Origin of the sequence: Paenibacillus cellulosilyticus, from assembly GCF_003182255.1 — a bacterium.
GTDB lineage: Bacteria > Bacillota > Bacilli > Paenibacillales > Paenibacillaceae > Paenibacillus_T > Paenibacillus_T cellulosilyticus.
In genome coordinates this window covers 175,417-201,106 of sequence record NZ_QGTQ01000002.1, presented here as the reverse complement: position 1 = coordinate 201,106, position 25,690 = coordinate 175,417, and the positions used below count along the sequence as shown (strand labels likewise).

The window sequence follows — 25,690 nt, the reverse complement described above, 5'->3', positions numbered from 1 at the left end:
TCCGGATAGGCTGGAAGCGATCTATAAGCTGGCTTCATTACCACGCTGCCGTTTGCAAAAGAGGAGTAAAACACGTATAATGACCACAGTCATTTATGACCACGGTCATTTTTTTTTAAAAATAGCAAAGGATGATGATTGATTGCTGAGAGAACCTCGGAAGAAGAAAACAAAGGAATTGATCGTACGTACAGCCATTCAACTGTTCAAGGAAAAAGGATACGAGAACGTAACCGTTGAGGAGATTACGCAATTATGCGGTATCGCAAAAGGGACATTTTTTAATTATTTTCCAAAAAAAGAGCATATGTTGCTGTACGTCGGCAGTTCCTATAACGATCTGTTGAATGAGATTGTTAGGAAACATCGTGAGGGGCCTCTGAAAGACCGACTAATGGAACTATTTCATGATTTCCTGCGCCTGTATTTGAAACATGCCGAACTACTGCGCCTTGTCTTGATTGAATCGATCCAGTCGACATCCGGTTCGACCGATGACACATCTAACTTAACGTTATTTCAACAATCCATTCGCCAGCTGCTTGAGGAAGCTAAAGATAACGGTTCTCTACGCAGTCGCCACGACGCAAGCGATTGCGCTATAGTACTAGTCTCGCTTTTTTACCAGACGCTGCTTAGCGCCTCTGCAGATGCCGATGAACATAAACTGACCGCTGATCTTCAGAAGAAGTTCGACGTGATATGGGATGGAATTGCCGATGCATAGACTGAAAAGAATTATTAAGAGCAAAGTCTTTTTGTTCTTCGTTGCTTTAGTTGCCTTTATTTATCTGAACAATAGCTCTTTGTTTGCGAAGCAGCGTGATGGAGATCCTGTCCTGTTAGCGCATCGAGGGCTTGCTCAGACCTTCTCGCTGGAAGGCGTTGAGAACGATACTTGCACCGCCGAACGAATCTACGAGCCGGAACATCCTTATCTCGAGAATACGATTCCGTCTATGGAAGCAGCTTTTCAAGCGGGAGCGGATATCGTCGAATTCGACGTGCATATTACGAAGGATAATCAATTTGCCGTGTTCCACGATTGGACGCTGGATTGCCGCACGAACGTAGAAGGAGTTACGAGGGACTACACGATGGCCGAATTGAAGAAGGTCGACATCGGATACGGATACACGGCTGATGGTGGCGCCACTTTCCCTTTTCGCGGTAAAGGGAGCGGTATGATGCCGTCATTGACGGAGGTGCTGGATCGGTTTCCGAACAAGTCGCTTCTAATCGATGTCAAAAGCAACGATCCCGAAGAGGGGAAATTGCTTGCTCAGTATTTATCCAAGCTTCCGAAGGAGCAACAGGACCTGCTCGCGGTATACGGAGGAGACGAGCCGATCGCCGCTGTCAAAGAAGCGATGCCCGATATGTGTGTCATGTCCAAATCGACCATGAAGGACTGTCTGATTCCGTATCTTGCCGCCGGATGGACGGGCTACACGCCAAAAGCTTGCGAGCATACCGAATTGCATATCCCGGAGAAAATTGCGAAGTGGCTATGGGGTTGGCCTAATAAATTTTTGAATCGGATGGATCAGGCGGATACCCGTGTCATCGTCGTCGGCGGTGACGGAAGCGAATTCTCGAGTGGATTCGATTCGCCGGCGGATATCGAAAGCTTGCCATCCAACTATTCGGGAGGCATCTGGACGAACCGAATCGATCGAATCGCACCGTTATATAATGATCATTCCGATGAACAATTCGTTATTGAATGATCACCAGGCTGAAGTCGGGGGTGCCCGATTATTAAAGGATAGGACCATCTGAGGGCATCCCGTGAAAGGATGCCTCTTCGTTTCGATGGTTGTCTACTTTTTCTCAACAAACTTTCCCTGTTGAAGATTATAAATCTTCATCGTGGTCTTGGAGTCTCCCACTTGCTTGTTGTCCTCTAAGGATGCAAGCATTTCGGTCTGCCAGTAGAAGAGCTCTCCATTATCATCGTTGAACTGGTAACTTCCTAGGAATTACGCACCACGGGTTGTCGCTAAACCCGAGCACCTTCTTCGTTATACTGTACCTTCTGCGGAACGGCTTCTCCATTGAAACGGTAATCCGGATGGTTTTCAATCAGTTCTTTGATGGAGACCCCGTTAATGACCAGGCCATCAATGGCGCAGTTCTCGAACGTTGCGTTAACGAGATGCGAGTTGGAGACCTTGGCGTCTTCTAACGTACCAGCCTCAAAATGCAGTCCATACACATCACACTGTTTCATGTGCATGCCCCACCACGCATTGCCTTCTACGTTCATATCCGATAAGTTACTTGCACGAACGGTAGTGCTCGTCAGGTCAACGTGGATGATTTGAGCGTTCTTCATGTTTGCATATTTAATGGTTGTTTCACTCAAGTTGGCGTTCTCGATTGTAGAGTTGGTCAGATCGCCTGTATAAAATTTACTATTTGTTTCACTCATCTCGCGTTCCTCCACAATATGGAATATTTTCCTGAAGAGTTCATTCGCTACGACTGATACATATTCCTGCAAATATTCTTTTTTTGGAGCGAGTACAGTCTTTCTAGCCAAAAATCATTTGAACCGCGGCTCAACTTCTGTACAATTAAGGAGGATGCAAGACGAAAGATTCAAGATAAGGAGCTTAATATCGATGTTGGACCAATTAGCAATGAATCAATTGAAAGCCGTGCTGCGTGCAGGCATTGAGAACAACGAAGTCGCAGGCGCGAACATGATGGTCATTCACAAGGGCGAAGAGATTTTTTATCACGAGGATGGCTTGGCAGACATCGCTGCGGGTACTTCGATCAAACGTGACTCGATCTTCCGTCTGTATTCGATGACGAAGCCCGTTACGGCAACAGCGGTCATGATGCTGCTCGAGCGTGGGGAGATCGACTTGTTCGATCCAGTAAGTAAATTCCTTCCGGGCTTCAAGGGACAGCTGGTTGTTGAAGGAGACAAGCTTGTTCCGGCAAAACGTGAGGTTAACCTGCAGGACCTGCTCAACATGACCTCCGGCTTGGTGTACCCTGGCCTAGGCAATCAAGCAGAACGTGAAACGGACGAGCTGTTCAAAGAACTCGACCGTCGACTGTTCAGCGATTCGCCAATGACGACCGTTGAGCTGGCGAACCGACTTGGCCAAGCTCCGCTTGCGTTCCAGCCGGGCTCCGCTTGGCAGTATGGCACGAACACCGACGTGCTTGGTGCAGTCGTTGAAGTCGTGAGCGGCATGAGCTTCGGACAATTTCTGCAGCAGCAAATTTTTGCACCGCTCGGTATGAACGATACAGCCTTCTGGGTGCCGGAAGAGAAGCGTTCGCGCCTCGCGAAGACGTATGGCGATGACGGTAAAGGCGGATTGGAGCTGTATCTGGGCAACAATCTGGGTATTAACCATCAGTTGGATCGCAGCCCTGGATTCGAATCGGGCGGCGCAGGACTGGCTTCCACGATTGATGACAGCGCGAAGTTCACGACGATGCTCATGAACGAAGGCAGCCTGAACGGCGTACAAATTTTGCGTCCTAGAACGGTGCGCTACTTGCGTTCCTCCACGCTAACGGACGAGCAGCAGCAGTACTTCAATGGCTGGCACACGCTGCGCGGCCACAGCTACGGCAACATGATGCGCGTTATTACGGATTTTGGCAAGGCTGGAGTTATCGGTAGCACAGGCGAATACGGCTGGGACGGCTGGCTCGGCGCCTTCTTCACCAACTGCCCTGCAGACGACCTGACGTTCCTCTACATGATCCAAAAGAAAGACGCCGGCACCATGCCGCTAACCCGCAAACTGCGCAACATTGTGGTTAGCTCATTCTAGTAGGTTGATTGACCGATCTCTACCTTAGGTAGGGGTCGTTTTTTTTATGTTGAGGTTGTCTTTTTGCGGTTCAAAAAGTATAACAAAAATAAAAGTGACCATTCGTTAGCCTAAGCGGTCTAACTACTATACAGACAATAAACACAGGAAGGAGGACGCTAAGTGGAATTGACCAAACTTATGGTGAAAGCCGCAGCTGGTGACGCTGATGCTTTTATCGAGCTGATTCGGCAATTAGAGAGCTCGCTGCATTTCATGGCTAAGTCCATCTTATCCAAAGACGAGGATGTCGCAGATGCGCTGCAGGAAACCATTCTGAAGGCTTACAAAGCGATTCCCTCTTTGCGGGAGCCTAAGTATTTCAAAACCTGGATATTCCGCATTCTGATCAATGAATGTCATAACCTGATTGCCAAATGCGCCGATTCCGTTGCCTATGCGGATGTCCCAACAATTCCCTCAAGCTCTGATGACTATGAGAAGGTTGATCTGAGAGAAGCTGTGGACCGATTGGATGAACCGCAGCGCATCGTCGTTATTTTGCATTACCTGGAAGACCTTCCGCTACGCCAGGTAGCTAAGGTGCTTGATATTTCGGAAAGTGCTGTAAAGATGCGTCTCTCTCGAGCACGCGATACGTTGTACCAAGCATTGACCAGCAGACAGGAAAGGAAGATGAACTATGGCAGCATTTGAACTTGAGAAGGAATTCGACAAGCTGGATACGAGCAATATGGAGATGTCACCCCTCGTCCGGTCACGTCTCGATGAAACCTATGCACTCCTGTCTGAGCAGGCACAACAGGCACCGCGCATCAACAGAAGGAAGTCGTCGAAGCTTCGCCGCCTGGCACTCACTACGGCAGCGGCTGGCATACTCGCAGCTGGCTTGTTCACCACGGCTGCTGTTTCTCCAGCAATGGCGAGTTCGCTGAAGAGCATCCCGGTTATCGGCAGCATTTTTAGCAAAATTCAAGGCGACATAGGACTTCGCATAGCCGGCGAGCTTGGTCTTACTACAACTGTTAACCGTACCGTATCTTACGAGGATGTGAGTCTTCAAGTAACTGAAACGCTGTATGACGGCAACAGGGCAGCGTTCGTATTGAATGTGACGGCGCCCAACCTGGATAACGGAACGTATAACAACGGAAACAAGAAGATGAGACTTGATCAGGCGATTAACAATATTTATGTGACGATCGACGGTAAGCAGCAGAATGGGAATATTTATTACGGAAGTGCCGGTGAAGATTATCCGAATACGCTCGTCTTTGAATTAGTTGCGGATCCAACAGCCGCACCTGATTCCTTCAATGCTGCAGCAACGATCACGCTAGAAGGGATTGACCATGAATTTACTGTGGATATCCCATTCAAGAAAACAACCGATACGACAGTCGAACTCAGTCCCGATACCCTTACATCTAGCAAAGACCTTAGCTTCTCTGTGTCCAAGGTGTCCGTAACGCCAATTACGACACGACTGACGACTTCCATTGCCCTCACGGATGCGATCACGTTGACGAATAAGGAAGAGCACCGATTAATTGCGATTGGGGTAGCTGTGTTTGATGATCAAGGTCGCCACCTGTCCGCCCTGAATGGAGAAGGCATTATGGAAGGCAACCGCCTTCTATTCGATCGCCGTTTTGCTTCGCAGCCAGGAACGAGTAAGTATCTCATTGTAAAACCTTTCATTATCCGAGACAGCTTCAATGAGGATGTTCAGGAGGATCAATTCATCCAACAACTGGAAACGATAATCGAACTTCCTGCTGCCAACTAATGTGAAAAGAGAGGTTTCGTTGTGAATATTCAATTTACGATTCCTTCCTGGTACGTGTTGATTCCACTGTTCCTTGTCCTATTCATGCACTATGGAATCAGGACTTTCGCTAGACGAATACACACCGTGCCGCAGTTTATGCTGATACTCTCGTTTATCGTATACAGCCTTGCTGTTCTTCATCTCGTATTTTTCCCGATTGACGTGAATATCGGGGAGTACGCGAATCGGACACCGTGGTATAAGACCATCAACTTCATCCCGATCTTGACGATCGACATCAAGACTTTTGTCCTCAACATTGTGATGATGATCCCGCTGGGCATTTACCTGCCGTTGTTGAAGTCCACATTCAACAGAGCGGCATCTGTCGTATGGTGTACCCTTTGCATAAGTCTTTTCTTCGAAGCTCTGCAGATGATTGTGCGGATTGCGCTGGGCAGCGGCAGAAGCACCGATATCAACGATCTTATCGCCAATACCCTTGGTGGAGCGGTTGGTTTTCTTGCCTGCAAGATACTCATCAAGGCGAAACCCATCCGTCAATTGTCTTTATGAGAAATGAATAAATAGTTCAGAATGAACCGCCAAATCGGCGGTTTTTTCTTTAAATCTAAAGTATAAACGGTCGAGCATAGCGCATGACCGTTCTCCCAAATCCCCACCCCCCACTGTTCAGGAGCGAAGCGGACGAATGATTCTGAAGAAGCGGCAGCGTTCGCCTTTGTAACAATCTGGACACAACAGCGATCGTAAGAACATTCGTCTGCGCAGTGCCCTCAAACAGTTCAACAGCGTTCGGAAGAACATTTGCTTGCGCAGCGCCCCTAGCGACAGCATTCAATCTCTTCTTCAGCGTAGTCGACTTAACAGTCTCCCACCTGAATATTTTAAACATTCCAGTTAAATATTTTGATTGTTATGTCTGGCGTTATCCTTCACAATAGATGCACGATAAACGAAGCAAGACCAAAGGAGCAAGATCCTATATGTTCAAACGAATTAGGATGAAAATCTTTCTTGCGCTCATGCTGACGACCGCGCTGCCGCTTGCGATTACGTCGGGCATTATTTTGTACCAAGTCTCGCAGGACATGAAGAAGGACACCGATTTCGCCAGAAGCCGCGTTGAGCTTGATCTCAAGCAGCGCATCAATGAATATTCGCTGGCCTTAAATGAAACCGCTTACCAAATCTATTCGAATTCGGATCTTATTGAGAGCATTGCCTTAAAGAAGGAATTTCTGAGCGACAGTCGGACTTACGATTCCGTTCGCGATATCCATGAATATTTCTTATCTGTTTACAACCAATCCCGGGTCAAAGACATCTTAGGCATGTATCTCATCCGTTCCGACGAAGAAGTGCTCGGCAACTTTTTCCCGAAGCTGTACCCCGACATGGATACAGCCTACTATCGCTCACTGCTGCTCCTATCCAAGCAGGCCGGGGATAAGCCGAAGACGTTGATTCGATACACGAGTCTTTATAATGAGCCGATCATTCAATACTTGTACCCGGTCCGCTATCGCGGCAAGCCATCCGGGCTGCTCGTCATCGATATGAAGGAACAGAGCTTCCGCAATCTCGTTGAGGCATACAACAACCTGTACAAAGGCGAATTCGTCGTTACCGACGCCTCTGGCTATGCTGTGTATCATACAGATCCCGAGAAGACTGGGGTCAAATACGATATTCAGACCGGTGTACGCAGCAACAAACAAGTTGCTACCGATCTCGGAGACTCCGATTGGAAGCTTTCCTACTCCTTCGAGCGGAATCCGCAGCAGATGCTGTATCGTAACGTCGCCATCCTGACCATCATTGGCACAGCCATTCTTGCCATAGCCATCTCATTGTGGCTCAGCTACAGCATGACGAAGCCGATCATTCATATGCATCGCAAAATGGTCCGTATCCAAATCGGCGACTATGACGCGCGGGTTGACGTGATGACCAGTGACGAAATCGGTTATCTCGGCCATCAATTCAACCGGATGGCCGAGAAGATTCAGCAGCTTATCGAACATGATCTGAAGCTGCAGCTGACGAATCAAGAGACGCAGATCAAAGCGCTGCAGGCGCAAATCTCGCCGCATTTTCTGTTCAATACGCTGCAGATGATGGCGGGCATTGCCGAGGTGAAGAACGTGCCGGACCTCAAGCTGATCTGTCGTTCGCTCAGCAATATGTACCGCTACAATATGAACATTCAGAACGAGTGGGTGCCGGTTCGCGACGAGATTATGCATATTCGCAACTATTTGGTCATTATCAACAAGCGATTCCAAGGCAATATCCATACACGTATCATCGTATCGCCGGAGATCGCCACGATCCCAATTCCGAAGCTGATTCTCCAGCCAATTGTTGAGAATGCCGTCGAGCACGGCCTCATTCCGTGCCATAACGAGCGTCAGTTGCTGAAGCTGTCGGCTCGGATTGATCGCGACGAAGGTGCGCTTTATATCTACGTGCTCGACAACGGCGTTGGCATGGGCGAGCTGGAGAAACGCGGCTTGTCCGACCTGCTTGGACCGCAATCACAACTGCAGCTGCAACAGCCCGCACAATCGGATCGCAAAGAAAGCTCGATCGGGCTCGTCAACGTCCATTCGCGTATTCGGCTTATTTGCGGCGAGGACTATGGCATCAGCATTCGCAGCAAGAAGGGCACGGGAACATGTGTCATATTCCGTTTGCCATGGAAGGAGGGCTAGAGGATGCGATTTCTTATCGTAGATGATGAACGGACGGTACATGAGCAGCTGACCGCATTGATTCCTTGGGAGCAGCTTGGGTGGCAAATCGTTGGCCATGCTTATGATGGAGAAGATGCAAGAAGACTGGCGGAGCAGCTTATGCCCAATATTATTGTGACTGACATTCGCATGCCGATGATGGATGGACTTGGGCTTCTGGAGTGGCTTCAAGAGTCGAACCATCCGGCCAAAGTGATCGTGTTGAGCGGCTATGGCGATTTCGACTATACGCGAACCGCCTTCAAGCGGGACGCCTATGATTATTTGCTTAAGCCGATTAAGGAGGCGGAGCTGCTGACGGTATTAGGCCGCGCTGTCGATGAGTTGCGTCAAGAGCATCAATCCCAATCGGACCGGATTAATGAGAAGGCGGTGCTGAATCAGGGGCTCGTGCTCATGCACGACGAGCTGTTCATGCAGGCGGCCGTTACCGGCCAGCTTGATGAGAACGAGCTGTATGTCCGGGCAGAGCAGCTCATGATTGCACTGCCGGATGGACGTTATACAACGATCGTTGTCAAAATATTAGAAGCAGACGAGCAGATTCAGCAGCGATACGGCGGGGACCGGAACACGTTCTTGTTCGCTGCGCGGAACATGATTCAGGAGACGGTCGGCAAGCAGACGCTTGTCTTCCGCAATCTTCAGAAGGCGGCGGAGTTCGTCATTCTGCTCTCTCATCAGGCACGGCCGATCGAATGGCTAGCGTCCGATCTAGATAAGCTGCGAAGCTCGGCGGAGCGGTATTTGCGCGTTCGGCTCAAGATCGGAGCAAGCGCGCCGAAGCAGCGCATCAGCAAGCTGGCTGCAGCCTACGCTGAAGCGGTGCAAGCGTTGGAATCGCTGCGGCTAGGCGGCGAGGAAACCGTCGCTATCTACGGTCAAGCCACGTCAGCAGCAGCTAACCATGTGAAGCCAATCGAGAGCTGGCAGGAAGTGAATATGCTGCTGGACATGTTCCTCGGAACAGGCGCGCTTCGCGAGGAAGGGCTTCTGCTCGATAAGCTCAACGAAGCATTCAGCAGCGCCATGCTGGCGAAGATGAGCGCGACGGAGTGGAAGAAGGCAGCTTCCGAGCTGCTGGCGAAGCTGGAGTTTGCCGGCGGTCATGATGAAACTGCGCTGCAGCAGTTGAACGAAGCGAGAACCTGCATTCAAGAAGTGCGCACCGAGCAAGCACGCCAGGCGATCCGTACATTGCTTCAAGATCGATTGATTAAAGCGTCGTCAGCAACGAGGATGAAGAATGGACGGCAGCTGATGGAGGTTGTGAAGCAGTATATCGACTTGAATTATCGCGATGTGACGCTTGATGATATTGCCCAGAAGTTCTATATGAACAAAAACTACTTCTGTTCCCTATTCAAAAGCACGATCGGAGAGAGCTTTGTCGAATATCTGACCGCAATGCGCATGGAGCATTCGAAGCGGCTGCTGGAGCAAAGCGAGCTGAAGACATACGAAATCGCCGACTATGTCGGCTATTCCGATCAGCGGTATTTCAGCCAAGTGTTCCGCAAGCATACGGGGATGAAGCCGACGGAATACCGGCAGTTCGCCCGACATCAAGCCGAATAAGGTATCAACTATGAGGTGGAGCCTGCGATCTGTATCGATCTGAACAGGCTCCGCCTTCTATGTTGTTGCCAACAGGGTAACCTGAATATTTTCGACATGAACGTGAATTTGACCGCATTCCGACGATCGCAGTCGGCTCCTATAATGAGACATGTAAGCACAATACGTAACACGGAGGGGTTCATATGAAAGCTACAAAGAGAATGAGTGCATTAACTGCTGCTGTACTGCTAACCACCGCGCTTTCAGCATGCGGCAGCAGCGACGATAGCACGAGCAAAGAGAGCACATCGACGGAAGGTTCAACGACGACGACCAAACAAGAAACCGTGAAGCTCGACTTCTGGGCAGCGCTTGATCCAAGCACCGATGAAGGTAAGAATATCCAAGCCAAGGTCAAAGAATTTGATGACGCTCACGCGGATATCGACGTGAATCTGCAAGTCATTTCATACGATGTTATGCACGACAAGCTGGTAGCTGCAATCAATGCAGGCGATACGCCAGACTTAAGCTGGGGCCTCTCCGAATGGTTCGGCGAGTTGAACAACATGGACGCGCTGGCTGACCTGACGCCTTATGTGGATAAATGGGCAGACAAAGGCAACATCTACCCGAACGTAATGGAAGCATTGACGATCGATGGCAAAGTGAAAGCACTGCCGAACTACTTAGGTATTCGCGCACTGCTCTACCATGAGGATATCCTGAAGGCAGCTGGACTGACGGAACCGCCGAAAACGTGGGATGAGCTGATTGCAGCCGGCGCAACGATCAAAGAGAAGACGGGTAAAGAAGCATTTGGCATCGCCGGCGCAGGTGTACGTTCGCCGCAGGAATTGATCATGTACCTGGCTCAGAACGGCCTTACCCTTGCGGACAAACAAGCGGACGGCAAATACAAGAATACGTGGCAGGACAATCCCGATCAACTAGCTAAAGCTGCTGAGGTGTTCAAGTTCTATCAAGATCTGTTGTCCTCGAAGACGATCAAAGCTGACGCGAAGACATGGGGTTGGGAAGAAGAAGACCAGAACTTCGTACTCGCGCAGTATGCGATGGTTGTGGACGGCATGTGGATCGAAGGACGCAGCTCCGAGAATCCAGATGGCATGAAGGACGTGAAGGTCGCAGCGCCTCCTTCCAAAGCGACGCCAGCTACGTTCATGGAGATCGCTCCGCTGTATGTGTACAAATCGGAGCATCCGGATCAAGCTTGGGAGCTTGCATCGTTCCTGCTTGGTGCTGATTATCAGCAAGTGGTCAACCCAGGCAAGAGCGCACGCAGCGACCAACAAGTCGACAGCGGCTGGGGCAAAGACTTCATGGCTCTTGCAGAGCAAGGCGTCGTATTCCCAGCGGTATCGCTCGGCGGCATCACGAAGGCGATGGAAGATTCGCTTGCACGTGCGATGTTGAAGAACGATTCACCTGAAGATGTTGCGAAATGGTTGTCGGGCGCTATCAATGACAGCTTGAAGAAAACAGGTGAGCTAAGCGCTAGCTAACTTCAAACGTTGAATGAACAAGCATGGGCGGAGGCGGCAGGCCTAAGCGCTTCGAGTCCCATGCTTGTTTTTTATACCTTTAAAGGTAGTTCGCTCATTATGTGTACCTTAAGGAAATGGAGTGAGAATGATAGATGAGACAACTAGAGCTGGAGCGTCCTACCAAGATCAAACGCAAGTTCGGCATGACGCTTAGAGAGAAGAGGATTAAGAGAGTCGCTTATCTATTCGTGCTCCCTGCCGTACTGTTCTTCCTTGCGATGAATGCTTATCCGTTAGTGACGGTGCTCTGGGACAGCTTCCAATATAAGAACCTGATGAACAAAGCGCTTAGCGGCTGGGCTGGTCTAGCGAACTATACGGAAGTCATTCACAACGAATATTTCCGCAAGGCATTGTGGAACACGGTCGTGTGGACGGTGCTCTCGGTAGCGGGCGAGTACGTGCTCGGATTGATCTCGGCTTTTGCATTGAATCAGAAAATTAAAGGCAGAACGGTCTTCCGCGCGATTATTATCGTACCTTGGGTCGTTCCAATCGTCGTCGCAGGTCTGACGTGGACGTGGATGCTGACGCCGGACTACGGCATTATCAACCTGTGGTTGGTGAAACTGCACATCCTCGATGAACCGGTCTACTGGCTAGGTGAGCTCGACACGGCATTGCTGACGGTCGTCTTCGTTAACATCTGGCGGAGCTTCCCGTTCTTCACGATTAGCCTGCTCGCAGGGCTGCAATCCGTATCCCGTGACATCGTAGAGGCGGCCGCAATCGACGGCGCAGGCGTACGCAAACGTTTCTTCTACATCGTACTGCCGCAGCTGAAGACGGTATCGCTTACGATGATTTTTATCCACGTGATCTGGACGGCCATCAACTTCGACTTCATCTGGGTTATGACAGAGGGCGGTCCGCTGTATTCGTCGGAGACGCTTCCGATTATGATTTATCGCTACGCGATGCAAGATTACAACTTCGGTAATGCATCCGCACTCGCATCGTTGATGCTGGGCTTCATGATGGCTTGCTTCGTAATTTACTACATGATGACGGTTAAGAAAAATAGGAGGTGATCCCATGCTGATCAGCCGCGGCAAACAACGTTTTCTCACGATACTGACCTACGTCGTCCTGCTTGGATTCTCGGTCTATTGCCTGTTCCCGTTCCTATGGATGGTCGTTACTTCGCTCAAACCGGATGCAGAGATCCGCACGGTCGATCCGTCCTTCTGGATTTCGACGCCGACGTTTAAGCATTTCGACAACGTGTTGAATAACTCGAAGTTCCTTACCTTTTTCAAAAATAGCTTAATGATCGCTTCCATCACGACGGTCGCATCGCTGCTCATCTCGATCTTCACCGGTTATGCGCTGAGCCGATACGGCCGCTTCCGGGGCGTTAAGCTGTTCAGCGTCGCGATGCTGCTGTCGCAGATGATTCCGGGCGTGCTGCTGCTTATTCCTTTGTACTTGGTTATGAAAAACCTGGGGCTTATCAACACGTATGCGTCCTTGATTCTGGCCTACACGACCTTCACGGTGCCGCTGTGCACGTTCATGATGAAGAGCTTCTTCGATTCCATTCCAATCGAGATGGAGGAATCGGCTGAGATCGACGGCTGCACGCGAGTGGGCATCATCTTCCGCATTCTGCTGCCGGTGTCGCTGCCGAGCCTTGTGGCGACGTCGCTGTTCGCTTTTCTTAACGCGTGGAATGAATTTATGTTCGGCTTCGTCTTCATTAACGATGAGGCGCATCGGACGCTTACGCCGGGCATCAGCTTGTTCAAGGGGCTGTATCAGACGGATTGGGGCAGCCTGATGGCATCCTCCGTACTGAGCGTTCTGCCGATTGTCATCTTGTTTGTATTCCTGCAAAAATTCCTGGTAGAAGGCATGACTGCCGGCGCTGTAAAGGGGTAACGTGCAATGAGCGAATGGATTCGTATCGAAGAGAACGGCCTGCATCTGTTATTCGAGATTACGGAAACCGGCGACGTCCGGTTTTTATATATGGGCCTCACTGAAGCTGGAGCCGAATATGAGCAGTGGCCGGACAAGAAGCGGGCCAAGTTCCGTCTGGTCGAAGTGCACGCGAGCGGCGAGAACCATAATGACCATCATGGCTCCAAGCATACGGGCACGACGCCAGGCAAACGGCTTCGGCTCGTGAAGCTGGAGGACCTCGCTTCTTCGGAGGTGGATGGAGAAGTCGGTCGGCGACTGGTGTGGCATCTGGTTGATGATGCAACGGGGCTCGAGGTTCGCAGCGTAATGCAGTTCTACAATGGCCTGTCGGTCATTCGGACAAGGACAGAGCTTGAGCATGGCGGCTCGGAGCCGATCGGCCTCGAGTATGTGTCTTCCTTCGCGCTTACGGGCATCGACATGGGCGGGCTTGGCACGCGGGAAGAGAAGATTCGGCTCAGCATTCCGCATAATACGTGGTATGGCGAGGCGCAGTGGCATACGTACCGGCTGTCGGAGCTTGGCTTCCATGAGGTGAACGAGTTCTCGATGAAACGTCTGTCGTACAGTTCGACGGGTACTTGGTCGTCGTCGCAGTATGCGCCGATGGGGTATGCGGCTAACGTCGAGACGGGCACTGGACTGGTATGGCAGATTGAGCATAATGGCTCGTGGCATTGGGAAATGAGCGATATGACGGGGCAGCTGTACGTCCAGCTGAGTGGACCAACCGATGCGGAGCATGGCTGGTGGAAGGAGCTTCAGCCGGGCGAGGTATTCGAGTCCGTGCCAGCTTGCGTTGGAGTCGCTGCGGGAGGCTTAGATGCCGCAGTGGTGCTGATGAATGAGTATCGCCGCCGCATTCGCCGCTTCCATGAAGATAATGTGAAGCTGCCGGTTATTTTCAACGACTATATGAACTGTCTGTTCGGCGATCCGACGACCGAGAAGCTGCTGCCGCTCATTGATGCCGCCGCTGCAGCGGGCTGCGAAATTTACTGTATCGATTGCGGCTGGTATTCGGACGGGGAGTGGTGGGATGGCGTCGGCGAGTGGCTGCCATCTAAGGCTCGGTTCCCAGGCGGAATCGAACAAGTGCTGAACTATATTCGCGCCAAGGACATGGTGCCGGGGCTATGGCTGGAGATCGAGGTCATGGGCATCAACTGCCCGCTCGCGGACAAGCTGCCGGACGATTGGTTCTTCATGCGGCACGGGAAGCGGGTCATCGACCACGGTCGGTATCAGCTCGACTTCCGCAATCCAGATGTACGCGCGTATGCCGATTCCGTCATTGACCGCGTTGTCGGTGAGTATGGTGCAGGCTACATCAAGATGGATTACAACATCAATGCGGGCATCGGCACGGAGGTTGGGGCAGACAGCTTCGGAGACGGGCTGTTGGAGCATAATCGCGCTTACTTGGATTGGCTCGATGCGGTGTTCGCTCGACATGCGGGGCTCATCATCGAGAACTGCGGCAGCGGCGGCATGCGTCTCGACTATGCGCTGCTCAGCCGTCACAGCATTCAATCGAGCAGCGATCAAACGAACTATGTGAAGAATGGCGTTATCGCGGCTGCGTCATCGTCGCTCGTAACGCCTGAACAGTGCGCGGTCTGGTCGTATCCGCTGCAGGCAGGAGACCGCGAAGAGGTTATTTTCAACATGGTCAACAGCATGCTGCTGCGTATCCACCAGAGCGGACACCTTGCAGAGATTGCGCAGAACAGCTTCGACCTGGTAGCGGAAGGCATAGCGGCGTACAAAACATACCGCGAGCGCATTCCATTCGCTCGCCCCGTGTGGCCGCTTGGCATGCCGCGCTTCAACAACGGCTGGATGTCGTTCGGCTTGACCGACGACGAAGGCCTGCTCCTCGCCGTCTGGCGGCTGGAGGGCGAATCGCCAACCTGCGTCCTGCCTCTGCCGGTAGAGTGGAAGCAGACCGATGCTGAGGTGGCACTTGTGTATCCATCCGAAGGTCCAGCCCAATGGGGCTGGAACCGCGAGGACGGATCGTTGTCCGTCCAGCTCCACGAGCGCAAGACGGCGAGGATTTTTGAGGTGAGGAAGAAGTGAGATTACGAACGATCAAGAGTAATGATAGATAACAAAACACAAAGAAAGTGGATCATAAAACCTATGATCCACTTTCTTTGTGTTTAGAATATAATACTGATTTCTGAGTTTCTATTTAAAGTACATGAGTCTGATTTTATAAATCTGAGATCTCGGGGCTCTCCAATACCAATCCATCCGGCGTTAATAAATAGATGGAATCACATTTTGCAGCTATGGCAGCATGATGGGTGCTTAGCAGTATGATTGCACCTTTGGATTTGAGATGGTTAAAGCATTCGAAGACCAATGCCGAAGTCTCATCATCCAATGAGGCTGTTGGTTCATCAGCAACAACTAAATTGGGATTATGGAGTAAAGCACGAATGATACCGACCCTCTGCTGCTCTCCGCCTGATAATTGTTCGATTTTGTTATCATATAAGTTTTTTATCTCTAACAAGGCAGCATATTCATCAATCCGCGCCATGATTTCTTTGTTGACTTCGGACTTCTTAATGAAATGCAAAGGGATTGTAATATTGTCGAGTACCGTTAGTTTCGGTATTAATGGCGTGTGCTGTGAGATGTAACCGATGTATTCTCTACGTACCCTGCTTAACTCATGTACGCTTTTTTCGGAAAAAGAAAGTTCGTTCAGTAGGATTTCGCCTGATGAAGGCTTCTCCAATCCTGCAATAATGTTTAGTAGGGTGCTTTTTCCGGTTCCGCTTTTTCCTTTCAACGCAATAATCTCACCAGGATTGGCTTTTAGCGATACATGATCGAATAAAAGCACATTGTTATACTGTTTCTTCACATTAATTAGAGTGAGAGACAAATCCAATCATCCTTTCAATTGCTGAACAATATTAAGTCGTGTGAACGTACGTTTAATAAATAGATGTATGGCTATAACAAAGCATGCACACAAAACCACATCGATCAGTAGGTAGTTTATTACAAAATAAAGCGGATTGCTTACAAGGATAAGAAGGGGGAATAATGGCAAGAAGCTGCTTATTCCCACCCATAATAAGAACTGATTTCGGGTACTAGCATATAATTGATCAAAGCTTGCACCGGAAATTAAGAACACTTTGTATACACTGCTATTGCTTCGGATTACAACAGAAATGATCCACAAGAAGAGAAGTAACACAACGATCATGGATATTGCAGCAGTTATTAATAGTAAGCTTCTATTCGCTTCTGTCATATTGATTAGCAGTTTGATGGCAATGCTATTAGCGCCGATAATATCAAAATCATTAAAATGGGTTTCGTTTGAGATCGTTGACATTACTTTATTTAATTCAATCGGACTTAAATCAGTAATAATGATTCCGTTTATTTTGCTTAATAATGATGCTTTGAAGAAGATTCTTCCTGCTTGTACATTTACATGGTTATCGAAAGACATGGACGGCAGAACGATATATCGATCTAGTAATCGTTCAGGATCATTGGCAGTAATAATTTTCTGAGAGGGGGATAAGATTCCAACCACATTACCCGTGTAAGGCCGCTGGTAATATAGAATATGTATTGTATCGCCAGGTTTATAAATGCCCGCATAATCCGAACCAAGTAAAACAGGGATACTGCTGCTATCATCGTTGCTAAATATAAAATCATTGTTGGAGAAGAGAGTTCCTTCTTCTGCTTCAATATGATTCAGCTCAAATACCTTTGCGTTGAGTTGAAGAGATTTAATGGCGCGATAAGTCTTGCCTTTCACTTCATAGGGCTGTTGATTGGAACCATTCTCGTAATAGGCATCGAAATGGACATCGCCTTTGAAGTCAGCTATTTCGATTGGTTGCCAGATTGAATTGTAATAGTTCAAGGAAGTGTTCTGTGCTAACTGATTCGAGAAATCTCTTAGAATCGTATAGCTGTTACTGTTAGAAAAATACGCGGTTTCTCTATCGTTATAGAGGTTGTCTGATAACTGATATAAATTTTTCCCCTTAAAGTTGTTCGTTGAATGAGTTTCGAGATTCGCTTGCTTAACATTGATTAATAACACAAGTACCATCGAAAAAAATAAGAGAGAGACTAAGAAGACTGCGAAGTACAGCATTCGAGATTGTTTAAAGAGTATTTCGGATAGCCTCAAAAACGATGACCCTCTTTTTTGACAGAATATTGGCAGCTTGTGCTTATCGATGCAATGATTATAGAAAGAGACTGAAAGCCAATAAAACAGAAGGAATAGAGCAGCCATGAAGTATCCCAGAGGCTGTATATATAGCGGTTTAATAGAACGCATGAGATCACTAAGAATATTGAAATCAACATAAAGGAAAAGAGTCGAAGTTTAATCATGATCCATATCAGTCGATAGGTAGAAAACCCGGAATAATAAAGCACGGTAATCAGTTTGCCGTCTTTTCTATGCCCATTAATAGTGTGTGCCAGCGCAATCAAAAGAAAAAATAGATACAGCGCCCATAAAATGTTCTGGAATAACGAATTTGACGCTAGCGAGTAGGTGCCATAGTTTTGCATGGATAAAACCTCATACGGATTCCCGTTCATTAATGCACTAAGCTTGTCCTCTGGACTTGATGATGGAGAAGTGAATATAAAATAATGGCCTTTGTCCAAATGGAGTTCTTCAATTCTACTTAATAGCCATATGTCGGAAGACAACCGGTACGAATGAGAGGTATCAAAAGTACCCGTAATTGTATATCCGTTTGGAATTGATTCAATTGATGCAGATGCGCCAACGATCGCTGCATGGCTATCTATATCCTTATCTATATTAAAGTTATTGTTTTTAATAATTGGGGGGAGTTTCACATCTCCGTTTATATAAACATATTTGGGACTTAATCGTTCGTTATCGTATTGCATTAAGATATAACCAGATAGATTGGGGTTGAAGGGTTTGTTCATTTCCTCCAGCCGAAACGAAATTGATTTCTTGTTTATATAACCGTTATTCACCATGTTGACGTAGTCGAAATAGGAGATAAGCCAGGAAGTTACAATCGATAAGAAACAAATGAGAATCAGAATGTAATTCGTTTGATAGAGTTTGGTTTTAATGTTGAGCTTCATATCGGTGCTCCTGCGCCACAAAGATTTGGTATATACATACTAATAACGATATACACTTGTAAAATGTTTCCTGTCGATCGAAAAGGAAAATTTATACTTATGAAAAGAGAAATGGATTGGACCCATTGCACAATTCCACACATACTTGCAGTTAGTAGCTTATGGTAGGTGGAGGAGGCTTGCGATGAATCAAACACAGCGAAACGTACAATCGTATTTACTTATGAAGCTTGCTTCGGCGGGGTTTACTGTTGTGTTCTTCTGGTTCTTTTGTTTGACCATGACAGGTGATTGGTATCAATCGTTTGGTTCAATGCAAGAATTGAAGATTTGGCCCATCATCTATTTATACGGAATTTCGTCCTCACTAGTCATTGACCTCATTCTCAAGTATGTTTCACGGAATAGAGAACCGATAAAGGCGGCCCTCTATATTTTCTTTGGTCTGGCCTACTTTTCGTATAGCTTGAAATACAATTCATTTGCAGCGTTTGTCTTCGTCGGGGCTTTTGGAGTTGTGTTCGCGTTGGTGTATTACTGGGGTACATTCATTTTCAAAAAGATGCAATGGCATAGTTATATATTCGCATTTGCTTTGCCTATTATTTTGTTCGTGTGGATGAATGTAAGCGCGATGGATCGACAAGTAAACTGGAAGGAAACGTATACGCAGAGTGCGCTCAATACGTATGAAGCGACATTTGATTATTTCAATGGATCGAAAGAGATACCCGTCCATGTACAGAAAGGTCAGATTCTAAGGTTCAAGATTGTTTGGGATACGCAAGGCGTTGGAAATGGGGGAGCAACGGGGCAGCATGTCACGAAGCCGAATGGAAAATATGCTCCAATGGAAAAGACCAGTGATCATCAAACATTGGTACGGATTGAGGAGAACGGCACGTATAAGATCGTTGCGGATGCTGCCATCAACAACTCCGCTTACGGTTGCCACAGCGCTTATCCGACCCCATAAGCCCCTTTCAGAACTGTAACGGTTACAGTGGGGCTTATTGGCTGGTTATCAAGCGTAACAGAGCGAATTTGACTCAATAGGTTCTATGGCAACCGTTACGCGAGGCCACCTTCCTTTTTCAGCAAAATAGCCCCTGTGGCGACCGTTAGACGTGTTCGAACAACCGCGGCGGCTCCTGACTGTCCACCCATAACGAACAAAGCCCTCACAGTGAGGGCTTTGTTGCATTCCATACCAACAAACTAGTTCAACGTAACACTATCCAGCTCCGCATACCCCGTCGTACCCTTCGCCAGGCGAATGATGTTATCGCCCGCGGTCAGGTTGACGTTCACGTTCACCGTGCTGAACTGGCCCCATCCTGCGGTGGCTGGATAGGTGACCGTCCCCCAGGGGCCGCCATTATACGCGATACCTTGCGTCGCGTTGGCACCGCCGCCGTTCGCGTAGCGGATCGTCATCGTGTACGTCTTCGTAGTTGCCACTTTCACGTAGAAGTCGACGTAGCTGTCGCTATAGTCCATCTGCGCAACATACTTGCCGCCGGATGCATTGGTACTCGAAGCGATATTCGAGTGGTTGACCGCTGCATACTCCGCCTCATATACGTTCGTTGCCTGACCATAAGGCGTAATGTAGATCCGGTAGCCGTCGTTGTTGTACAGGCCGCTCATCGAAACAGTGATCTGGTTGTTGGCGATCGTGTAGTCGCCCTCAAGCAGCGTATTTGTCGTGTTCACCGCGGTCGATCTGCTGACGAAAGGCGTCCAGTCGACGCGTACATGCACTTTGCTGCCGTTCGAGCCGAAGAACGACGGGAAGTTCTTGATGACCGCATTGACGGTACCATCGGTAATGCCGCCGAACAGTACGCTTGCATATTGCCGCGACGAGTCCACATTCGCGAAGCCGTCGAGACTTGTCACACTGTTTACGTCCGGAGGCGTGACGGAAACCATGTTGCCCGTCATATCACCGTACCACTTGTAGAACCACCAGCCGCCATTGCGTTGAGTGGAGCTGGAGAGGAGGCTGCCGAGCCGTCCGGGATTCGGCACATCCCAGTAGCTCTGCATCGCCGTATCGACCTTCAGACGCTCGAACTTCGCGATGAGCGGAGCAACAGCGCCCGGTCTGCCTTCATCATTCAACCATGCTGCTCCGCTGTACTCATTGATGGAGATCGGTCTTGCCGATATCCCTAGTGAGCTCTCGATAGCGCGATAATCATTGAAGTTGGCTGTAAAATTCTCGCCGCCGAGCTGATGCCAGCCGCTAATATCCGGAACGGTGTTTTGCGATTTCTGATAGGTCATGAAGTCGAGCATTGCATTATGGCTATAGCCAGCGAACTCAGGGCCAATCGCCTTTGCCGTCGAGTCGAGCTGCTTCAGCTTCGTGTACGTTTGGCTGAAGAACTCGCGGAACGTCAGGTTGCCGCTCGAATCCGAGGAGGCATAACCCGAACTGTAAACGGTTGCATGATTAACCGTTGCATTCTCCGCTTCATAGCGTACAGGGCTCGCGCCTGCGATATCGATATAGTCGATTTCGGCGTAGCCAGTTGAACCTTTGGTTAATCGGATCGTGTTGCTGCCTGCATTCAAATTAACAGTCACATTCAACGAAGCAGCGCTGCCCGTACCGAAGTAGCCGCCCGTGTTCGCATATGTAACGGTCGATGCGCTGCCGCCATTGACGCTTAAGCTGTGTGTTGAGCTTGCGCCCGAGCCGTTCGCATATCGGATCGTCATCGTATACGCTTTGGTCGAAGGCGCATTAACGGTAAATTGTACATAGCTGTCGCTGTAATCGAGTCCGCCGACATATTTGCCTTTCCACGTACCATCCGGCTCGTTCCACAGCTCATAGCCGTACACATTCGTAAGACCAGCCGATTTCACAGCGTTAACCGTTGTCGTCAGCTTGTTGAACCAGTCGGTTAGGTTCGAATAGTCGTACCAGCCTGTGAACCAATCGGCTAAGCGAATGGATACTTGGCTGCCCGTGCCAGCGAGCTTCTGTGCGACTGGAATGGCAGCGCCCCAAGGCTGCTGATAGCCGCTAACGGCTGGGTTGTTGAACGCTTTGGCATGCAGCGGGAGTATCAGGTTGTTATCCGGCTGACTCTCGATGACACCGTATAGCGAGCCAGCAGCGCTATGCGTGACGGGCCCAATAACGCTCGATAGATCGACGGTCATCGCCGTAGCAGCATAAGCGGGGGAGACACCGATCAAGCTGCCGCCAAGCGCGGTCAGCATACCGAATAACATCGCTTTTTTCATCGTTTTCTTAGCCACGAATGGACTCATTAGTAAACCTCCTATTAGTTCGTTTATTGCATCTGTATAGCAGTTGCTTGCTTCCTCTTGAAAGCGTGTTCAATCTCCTCCCTTCAGCCAATACGCTAATCCGAAACGGGGGAATGTTCCATTCTAATGATTTACGATAGGTGGAAATATTTATATTCGATGCTGCACGAAAGTCCAATAAATCCGAGGATTTCATATTCGCTGCAAATCCATCTAATAAATGTCCACTTTTCTATAATATTTCCACCATAAAAACGCTTTCACGATCCACGTCCTATCGTATGATTAATAGGCAAAGATGCAAAAGAAAGGGAAGAAGCGCATGGATAAGCCGTTCAAGAAAGGCATCAGCTTCCGCAATAAATTGCTCGTTACCTTCCTGCTAGTCAGTCTGCTGCCGATGCTCGCCGTGGAGATGATGTCATACTACACGTCGACGGTCGCTATGAAGACGAATATGAATGATTTGATCAACGTGAATCTGCTGCAAACGTCCAAGAATCTCGACACTTCGATGCAAGACTATGAGGATTTGCTATTCCAAGTGTTCACCGACGATAACGTCATGAGTCTAGTGAAAGAGATCAACGACCCAACGGCAGAGTCACCAGAGTTTAGCAGGAGGAAGCTCATTAACATTTTGTCGCGGTATTCGTATGCCAAAGAAGGGATTCGCAGCATTGCGATTTTTACTTCTAATAATACGCTTATTACCTACGACCGGCAGACGGGCTCTCCCTACGATAATATGTGGTCCAGCGTGAAAGACCTGATCCATCTTCCAATCTACCAGAAGGCTATTGATGGGAAAGGGCAGCCGGTCATTACACCGCCGCTCAAGATCGACACGATCAATAACAACGAGCAGTACGGCTTCCATCTTGCTAGACAACTAAGCGACCTCAATGTGGCTAGCTTAGAGCCAATAGGTGTGGCGGTCATTACGGTGTACGAGTCGGTGCTCGCACAGGCCATTAATCTGGAGGAACCAAGTACCGCCAATGATTCGCCACGGCTGAACAAGCGGAATTTTCTAACGGATAAGTCCGGCATCATCGTTTCCTCGCCCGATAAGTCTCAGATTGGCCTGAATGTGAACGACATCGTCACGGACTCTACCATTCTGAACACGTACTACAACATGTCGAGCAAACTATGGGTGAATAACCTCGTCGACCAGAATCAACTGTTCAAAGAAATGTACGCGATGCAGCATCTGACCCTCTATTTCGGCCTATCAGCGGCAGTCTTGACGGTTATTCTTATTACGATTTTCTCCGGGCGCTTAACCCGTTCAATCCGGCGCATTCTGAAAGCGATGCGGACCGCGCAGCACGGAACGCTTGATGTCCAGGTGGAAGGCACGGCGCACGACGACTTGTCCGTCATCGCCCTCAGCTTTAATAAGATGATGCTGAAGGTAAGCGAGCTGATGAATGAGTCGAAGTCTGCCATAGAGAAGCAGAAGGAAGCGGAGATCAGAGCGCTGGAGGCGCAGATCAATCCGCATTTTTTATACAATACGCTTGATTCAATCAACTGGATGGCCATCGAGAAGGAAGAGTATCAGATCAGCCAAATGCTGAAGGAACTGGCGCAAATTCTCCGGTACAGCGTGAAGGACAGCAATAAGCGCGTTACGCTGCGGGAGGAACTGAAGTGGATGAACTCGTACGTTTATCTTCAGCAGCATCGGTTCCGTTCATCCTTTAATTGCGAGGTGGAATGTCCAGAGCATCTGCACCATTGCCCCGTTCACAAGCTGACGTTCCAGCCGTTCATCGAGAATGCGATCATTCATGGCTTCTACGGTGTGAACAGCGGCGGGCTGCTTCGCATCGTCGTGAAGGAGCTGGATACGAAACAATTGATGATTCGAATTGAGGATAATGGCGTGGGGATGCCGGAGGACAAACGGAAGACGCTCTTATCGGAACATCAATCGGAGGACGAAGCAGCAGGCAGCGGGCTTGGGGTTCGGAATGTTGCGGATCGGATTCGCAGCTACTATGGCAATCGAGGGCATCTCGACATTCAGAGCGAGCTGGGACAAGGAACGGTCGTCACCATTACGCTGCCGATGGATACGGAAGGAGAGGAAGAAGATGCGAATCGTCGTCGTTGAAGATGAGCACAACTCCAGAGAAGGGCTGATTCGGTTGATCGGCAGATTGGACGCGGGAGATGAAGTGGTAGGTGAAGCGATGAACGGAACAGACGGGATGGCGGTCATTGAACAAATGAAGCCGGATCTCGTCATCACCGATATTAATATGCCTGGCATGTCGGGCCTTGAGATGCTCAGTCAACTGAGGAGCAAGGGTTTTCGGCACAAAATGATTATTCTCACCGGTTACTCCGAGTTCGAATATGCGCAGCGAGCGCTGAAAATGAGCGTGAGCGATTACTTAGAGAAGCCGATTACGGTGCCCGATCTGCGCGAGGCGCTGGATAACGTGCGGGCCGATCTGGAGGAGCAGAAGCAGCAGAGTCAGCAGCATGCGCAAGCGGCTGTCGAAGAAGAGCCAGGGACGCTTGATTCCATGTTCCTCCGATTGATGGACTTGCTTGGGGAAGAGGCGGAGCAGCAGGAGGCTCGTATTCGAGCGAAGCTTGGCTTCCGCGACGATCAGCCTTTTCATCTATCTGTTGTCTCCTATGGCAGCTATAAAGAGAAACAACTATCCACCTTGCGGGCGCTGCTGGAGTCGGAATGGAAGTTGGTTGGGACGAGTACCGTATTTGGTCTTGCCTCGCGCGGCATCTTGATCGGGATCGCACAGGCGGAGGACGCTGACTTCGACGCCGCTAAGCTTGTAGATGAGCGGCTTATTCCTGCAATCAGCAAAGCTGGATTAGAGGTGCAGTACAGCCTTGGTGAGGTGTTTCGCTTGTCCAATCTGAAGCGGGACATGGAGGAACTGCTCGAGTTGGCCAAATGGTCGATGGTGCTCGGCAGCAAGCGAGCGATTCGCCGAGAGAATGTAAACCGAGTAGCAACTCGGGAGATTCCGTATCCGGTGCTGCTGGAGGGCAAGTGCTCCCGCGCGATTGTGACCGCAAACAGCAAAGACATCGAGAAGCAGTTCCACAGCATGGTGAACGAGTTCAAGGATATGAAGTACGGGCCTGTCCTCACGATCGAATACAGCATTCGGTTCGTTTCCTACATGCTGAAGCTGGCGGGGGATGTGCATGGATTCATGCTGCCGGAGCCGCTTCAAAGTGAATGGCAGCGGTCGCTGCGGGATGTTCGCTCGCTTGGCCAATTCGAGCAGACGATGAATCGAATTGGCGAGGCTCTGCTGGACATTGACGCTCCTGCAGAGACGCCAGTATACAGCCTCCTGATTCAGAAGGCGGTCCGTATCGTGCAGGAGCAGTATGCCGAAGGGATTACGCTTGATGAGATCGCCGACAATCTTCGCGTGACGATGGCTTATCTAAGCGGCCAATTCAACAAGGAAGTCGGACGGCCATTTTCTGTGTACATAAGAGACTTGCGGCTGCGCAAAGCGAAGGAACTATTGCTTGGGAGCGAGCTGCGAACGTTCGAGATTGCACAGCAGGTCGGGTATCCGGATCCGAAATATTTTTCCCGCGTGTTCAAGGAAGCGACAGGGATGACGCCGGGCGAGTATCAGAAATTAAATGCTAGATAGAGGTAGTTCAAAAAGTCCGCTTTTGATCACGAAGTATCACAGGAAGAGCATTCGGCATCGAATCCTGAATGAAGCAGAGACTTCCGGTTCTCACGTAGCACATCACTACGCTCCGATCCTCATTCCCTGCTTTCATCCAGCCTTCTTGGTGCTGAAAACCGGATTTTTTGAACATGCACTAATAGAGGTAGTT

Annotated in this window: 20 protein-coding genes; 15 read left to right on the top strand and 5 right to left on the bottom strand. The window is 49.4% G+C overall.

What is annotated here, in order from left to right:
- Positions 1–142 precede the first annotated feature (142 nt).
- On the top strand, positions 143–727 hold the full coding sequence (locus DFQ01_RS03600) for a TetR/AcrR family transcriptional regulator (protein ID WP_110042516.1): 585 nt from the start codon (positions 143–145) through the stop codon (positions 725–727).
- Positions 720–1,730, top strand: coding sequence for a glycerophosphodiester phosphodiesterase family protein (locus tag DFQ01_RS03595; RefSeq protein WP_110042515.1), 1,011 nt, complete (start codon positions 720–722; stop codon positions 1,728–1,730). Before DFQ01_RS03600 ends, DFQ01_RS03595 begins: the two co-directional genes overlap by 8 nt.
- Before the next feature lie 272 nt (positions 1,731–2,002).
- On the opposite strand, the gene DFQ01_RS03590 is transcribed toward DFQ01_RS03595, so the two are convergent.
- Entirely contained in the window at positions 2,003–2,434 is a 432-nt protein-coding gene (locus tag DFQ01_RS03590) for a pentapeptide repeat-containing protein (protein WP_110042514.1), read from the bottom strand.
- Positions 2,435–2,627: 193 nt separating this feature from the next.
- Between DFQ01_RS03590 and DFQ01_RS03585 the strand changes: the two genes are divergently transcribed.
- The 10 genes from DFQ01_RS03585 (at position 2,628) to DFQ01_RS03535 (ending at position 15,493) form a co-directional block, all read left to right on the top strand.
- Positions 2,628–3,806, top strand: a complete 1,179-nt coding sequence (locus DFQ01_RS03585) for a serine hydrolase domain-containing protein (protein ID WP_110042513.1) — start codon at positions 2,628–2,630, stop codon at positions 3,804–3,806.
- 162 nt (positions 3,807–3,968) lie between these two features.
- Positions 3,969–4,502 (top strand): RNA polymerase sigma factor, encoded by a 534-nt coding sequence (locus tag DFQ01_RS03580; RefSeq protein ID WP_110042512.1) that lies wholly within the window; start codon positions 3,969–3,971, stop codon positions 4,500–4,502.
- Complete coding sequence (locus DFQ01_RS03575) at positions 4,489–5,595, top strand: DUF4179 domain-containing protein (protein ID WP_110042511.1); 1,107 nt, start codon at positions 4,489–4,491, stop codon at positions 5,593–5,595. The genes DFQ01_RS03580 and DFQ01_RS03575 overlap by 14 nt, the downstream gene beginning before the upstream one ends.
- Before the next feature lie 21 nt (positions 5,596–5,616).
- Positions 5,617–6,153, top strand: a complete 537-nt coding sequence (locus DFQ01_RS03570; protein WP_110042510.1) for a VanZ family protein — start codon at positions 5,617–5,619, stop codon at positions 6,151–6,153.
- A 431-nt stretch (positions 6,154–6,584) separates the two neighbouring features.
- Positions 6,585–8,315, top strand: a complete 1,731-nt coding sequence (locus tag DFQ01_RS03560; protein ID WP_174812567.1) for a cache domain-containing sensor histidine kinase — start codon at positions 6,585–6,587, stop codon at positions 8,313–8,315.
- Between the two features lie 3 nt (positions 8,316–8,318).
- On the top strand, positions 8,319–9,935 hold the full coding sequence (locus DFQ01_RS03555; RefSeq protein WP_110042507.1) for a response regulator: 1,617 nt from the start codon (positions 8,319–8,321) through the stop codon (positions 9,933–9,935).
- Between the two features lie 185 nt (positions 9,936–10,120).
- Positions 10,121–11,443, top strand: a complete 1,323-nt coding sequence (locus DFQ01_RS03550; RefSeq protein ID WP_110042506.1) for an ABC transporter substrate-binding protein — start codon at positions 10,121–10,123, stop codon at positions 11,441–11,443.
- Positions 11,444–11,577: 134 nt separating this feature from the next.
- Positions 11,578–12,516, top strand: coding sequence for a carbohydrate ABC transporter permease (locus tag DFQ01_RS03545; protein ID WP_245946504.1), 939 nt, complete (start codon positions 11,578–11,580; stop codon positions 12,514–12,516).
- Positions 12,517–12,520: 4 nt separating this feature from the next.
- Positions 12,521–13,366, top strand: coding sequence for a carbohydrate ABC transporter permease (locus DFQ01_RS03540; protein ID WP_110042505.1), 846 nt, complete (start codon positions 12,521–12,523; stop codon positions 13,364–13,366).
- A gap of 6 nt (positions 13,367–13,372) precedes the next feature.
- Entirely contained in the window at positions 13,373–15,493 is a 2,121-nt protein-coding gene (locus tag DFQ01_RS03535) for an alpha-galactosidase (protein ID WP_110042504.1), read from the top strand.
- A gap of 136 nt (positions 15,494–15,629) precedes the next feature.
- Here the strand turns inward: DFQ01_RS03535 and DFQ01_RS03530 are convergent, their stop codons facing one another.
- Genes DFQ01_RS03530 through DFQ01_RS03520 form a run of 3 tightly spaced genes read right to left on the bottom strand, consistent with a single transcriptional unit; the run spans position 15,630 to position 18,544 of the window.
- A complete protein-coding gene (locus tag DFQ01_RS03530) occupies positions 15,630–16,313 on the bottom strand; it encodes an ABC transporter ATP-binding protein (RefSeq protein WP_110042503.1) in 684 nt (227 codons plus the stop codon).
- Positions 16,314–16,319: 6 nt separating this feature from the next.
- Positions 16,320–17,594 (bottom strand): ABC transporter ATP-binding protein, encoded by a 1,275-nt coding sequence (locus tag DFQ01_RS03525; protein WP_110042502.1) that lies wholly within the window; start codon positions 17,592–17,594, stop codon positions 16,320–16,322.
- A complete protein-coding gene (locus DFQ01_RS03520; protein WP_110042501.1) occupies positions 17,591–18,544 on the bottom strand; it encodes a hypothetical protein in 954 nt (317 codons plus the stop codon). Before DFQ01_RS03520 ends, DFQ01_RS03525 begins: the two co-directional genes overlap by 4 nt.
- Before the next feature lie 184 nt (positions 18,545–18,728).
- On the opposite strand from DFQ01_RS03520, the gene DFQ01_RS03515 reads away from it, so the two are divergent.
- Positions 18,729–19,520 carry a hypothetical protein gene (locus tag DFQ01_RS03515; RefSeq protein ID WP_110042500.1) on the top strand — a complete coding sequence of 264 codons (792 nt, stop codon included), beginning with the start codon at positions 18,729–18,731 and terminating at the stop codon, positions 19,518–19,520.
- Positions 19,521–19,762: 242 nt separating this feature from the next.
- Here DFQ01_RS03515 and DFQ01_RS03510 read toward each other — a convergent pair whose 3' ends face one another.
- On the bottom strand, positions 19,763–21,835 hold the full coding sequence (locus DFQ01_RS03510) for a CBM35 domain-containing protein (RefSeq protein WP_110042499.1): 2,073 nt from the start codon (positions 21,833–21,835) through the stop codon (positions 19,763–19,765).
- Between the two features lie 322 nt (positions 21,836–22,157).
- Between DFQ01_RS03510 and DFQ01_RS03505 the strand changes: the two genes are divergently transcribed.
- Together DFQ01_RS03505 and DFQ01_RS03500 are read left to right on the top strand one after the other, a co-directional pair.
- Positions 22,158–23,960: a sensor histidine kinase gene (locus DFQ01_RS03505; RefSeq protein ID WP_174812568.1), complete on the top strand. Its 1,803-nt coding sequence runs from the start codon at positions 22,158–22,160 to the stop codon at positions 23,958–23,960.
- Entirely contained in the window at positions 23,941–25,497 is a 1,557-nt protein-coding gene (locus DFQ01_RS03500) for a response regulator (protein ID WP_174812569.1), read from the top strand. The genes DFQ01_RS03505 and DFQ01_RS03500 overlap by 20 nt, the downstream gene beginning before the upstream one ends.
- The last annotated feature ends 193 nt before the right edge of the window (positions 25,498–25,690 follow it).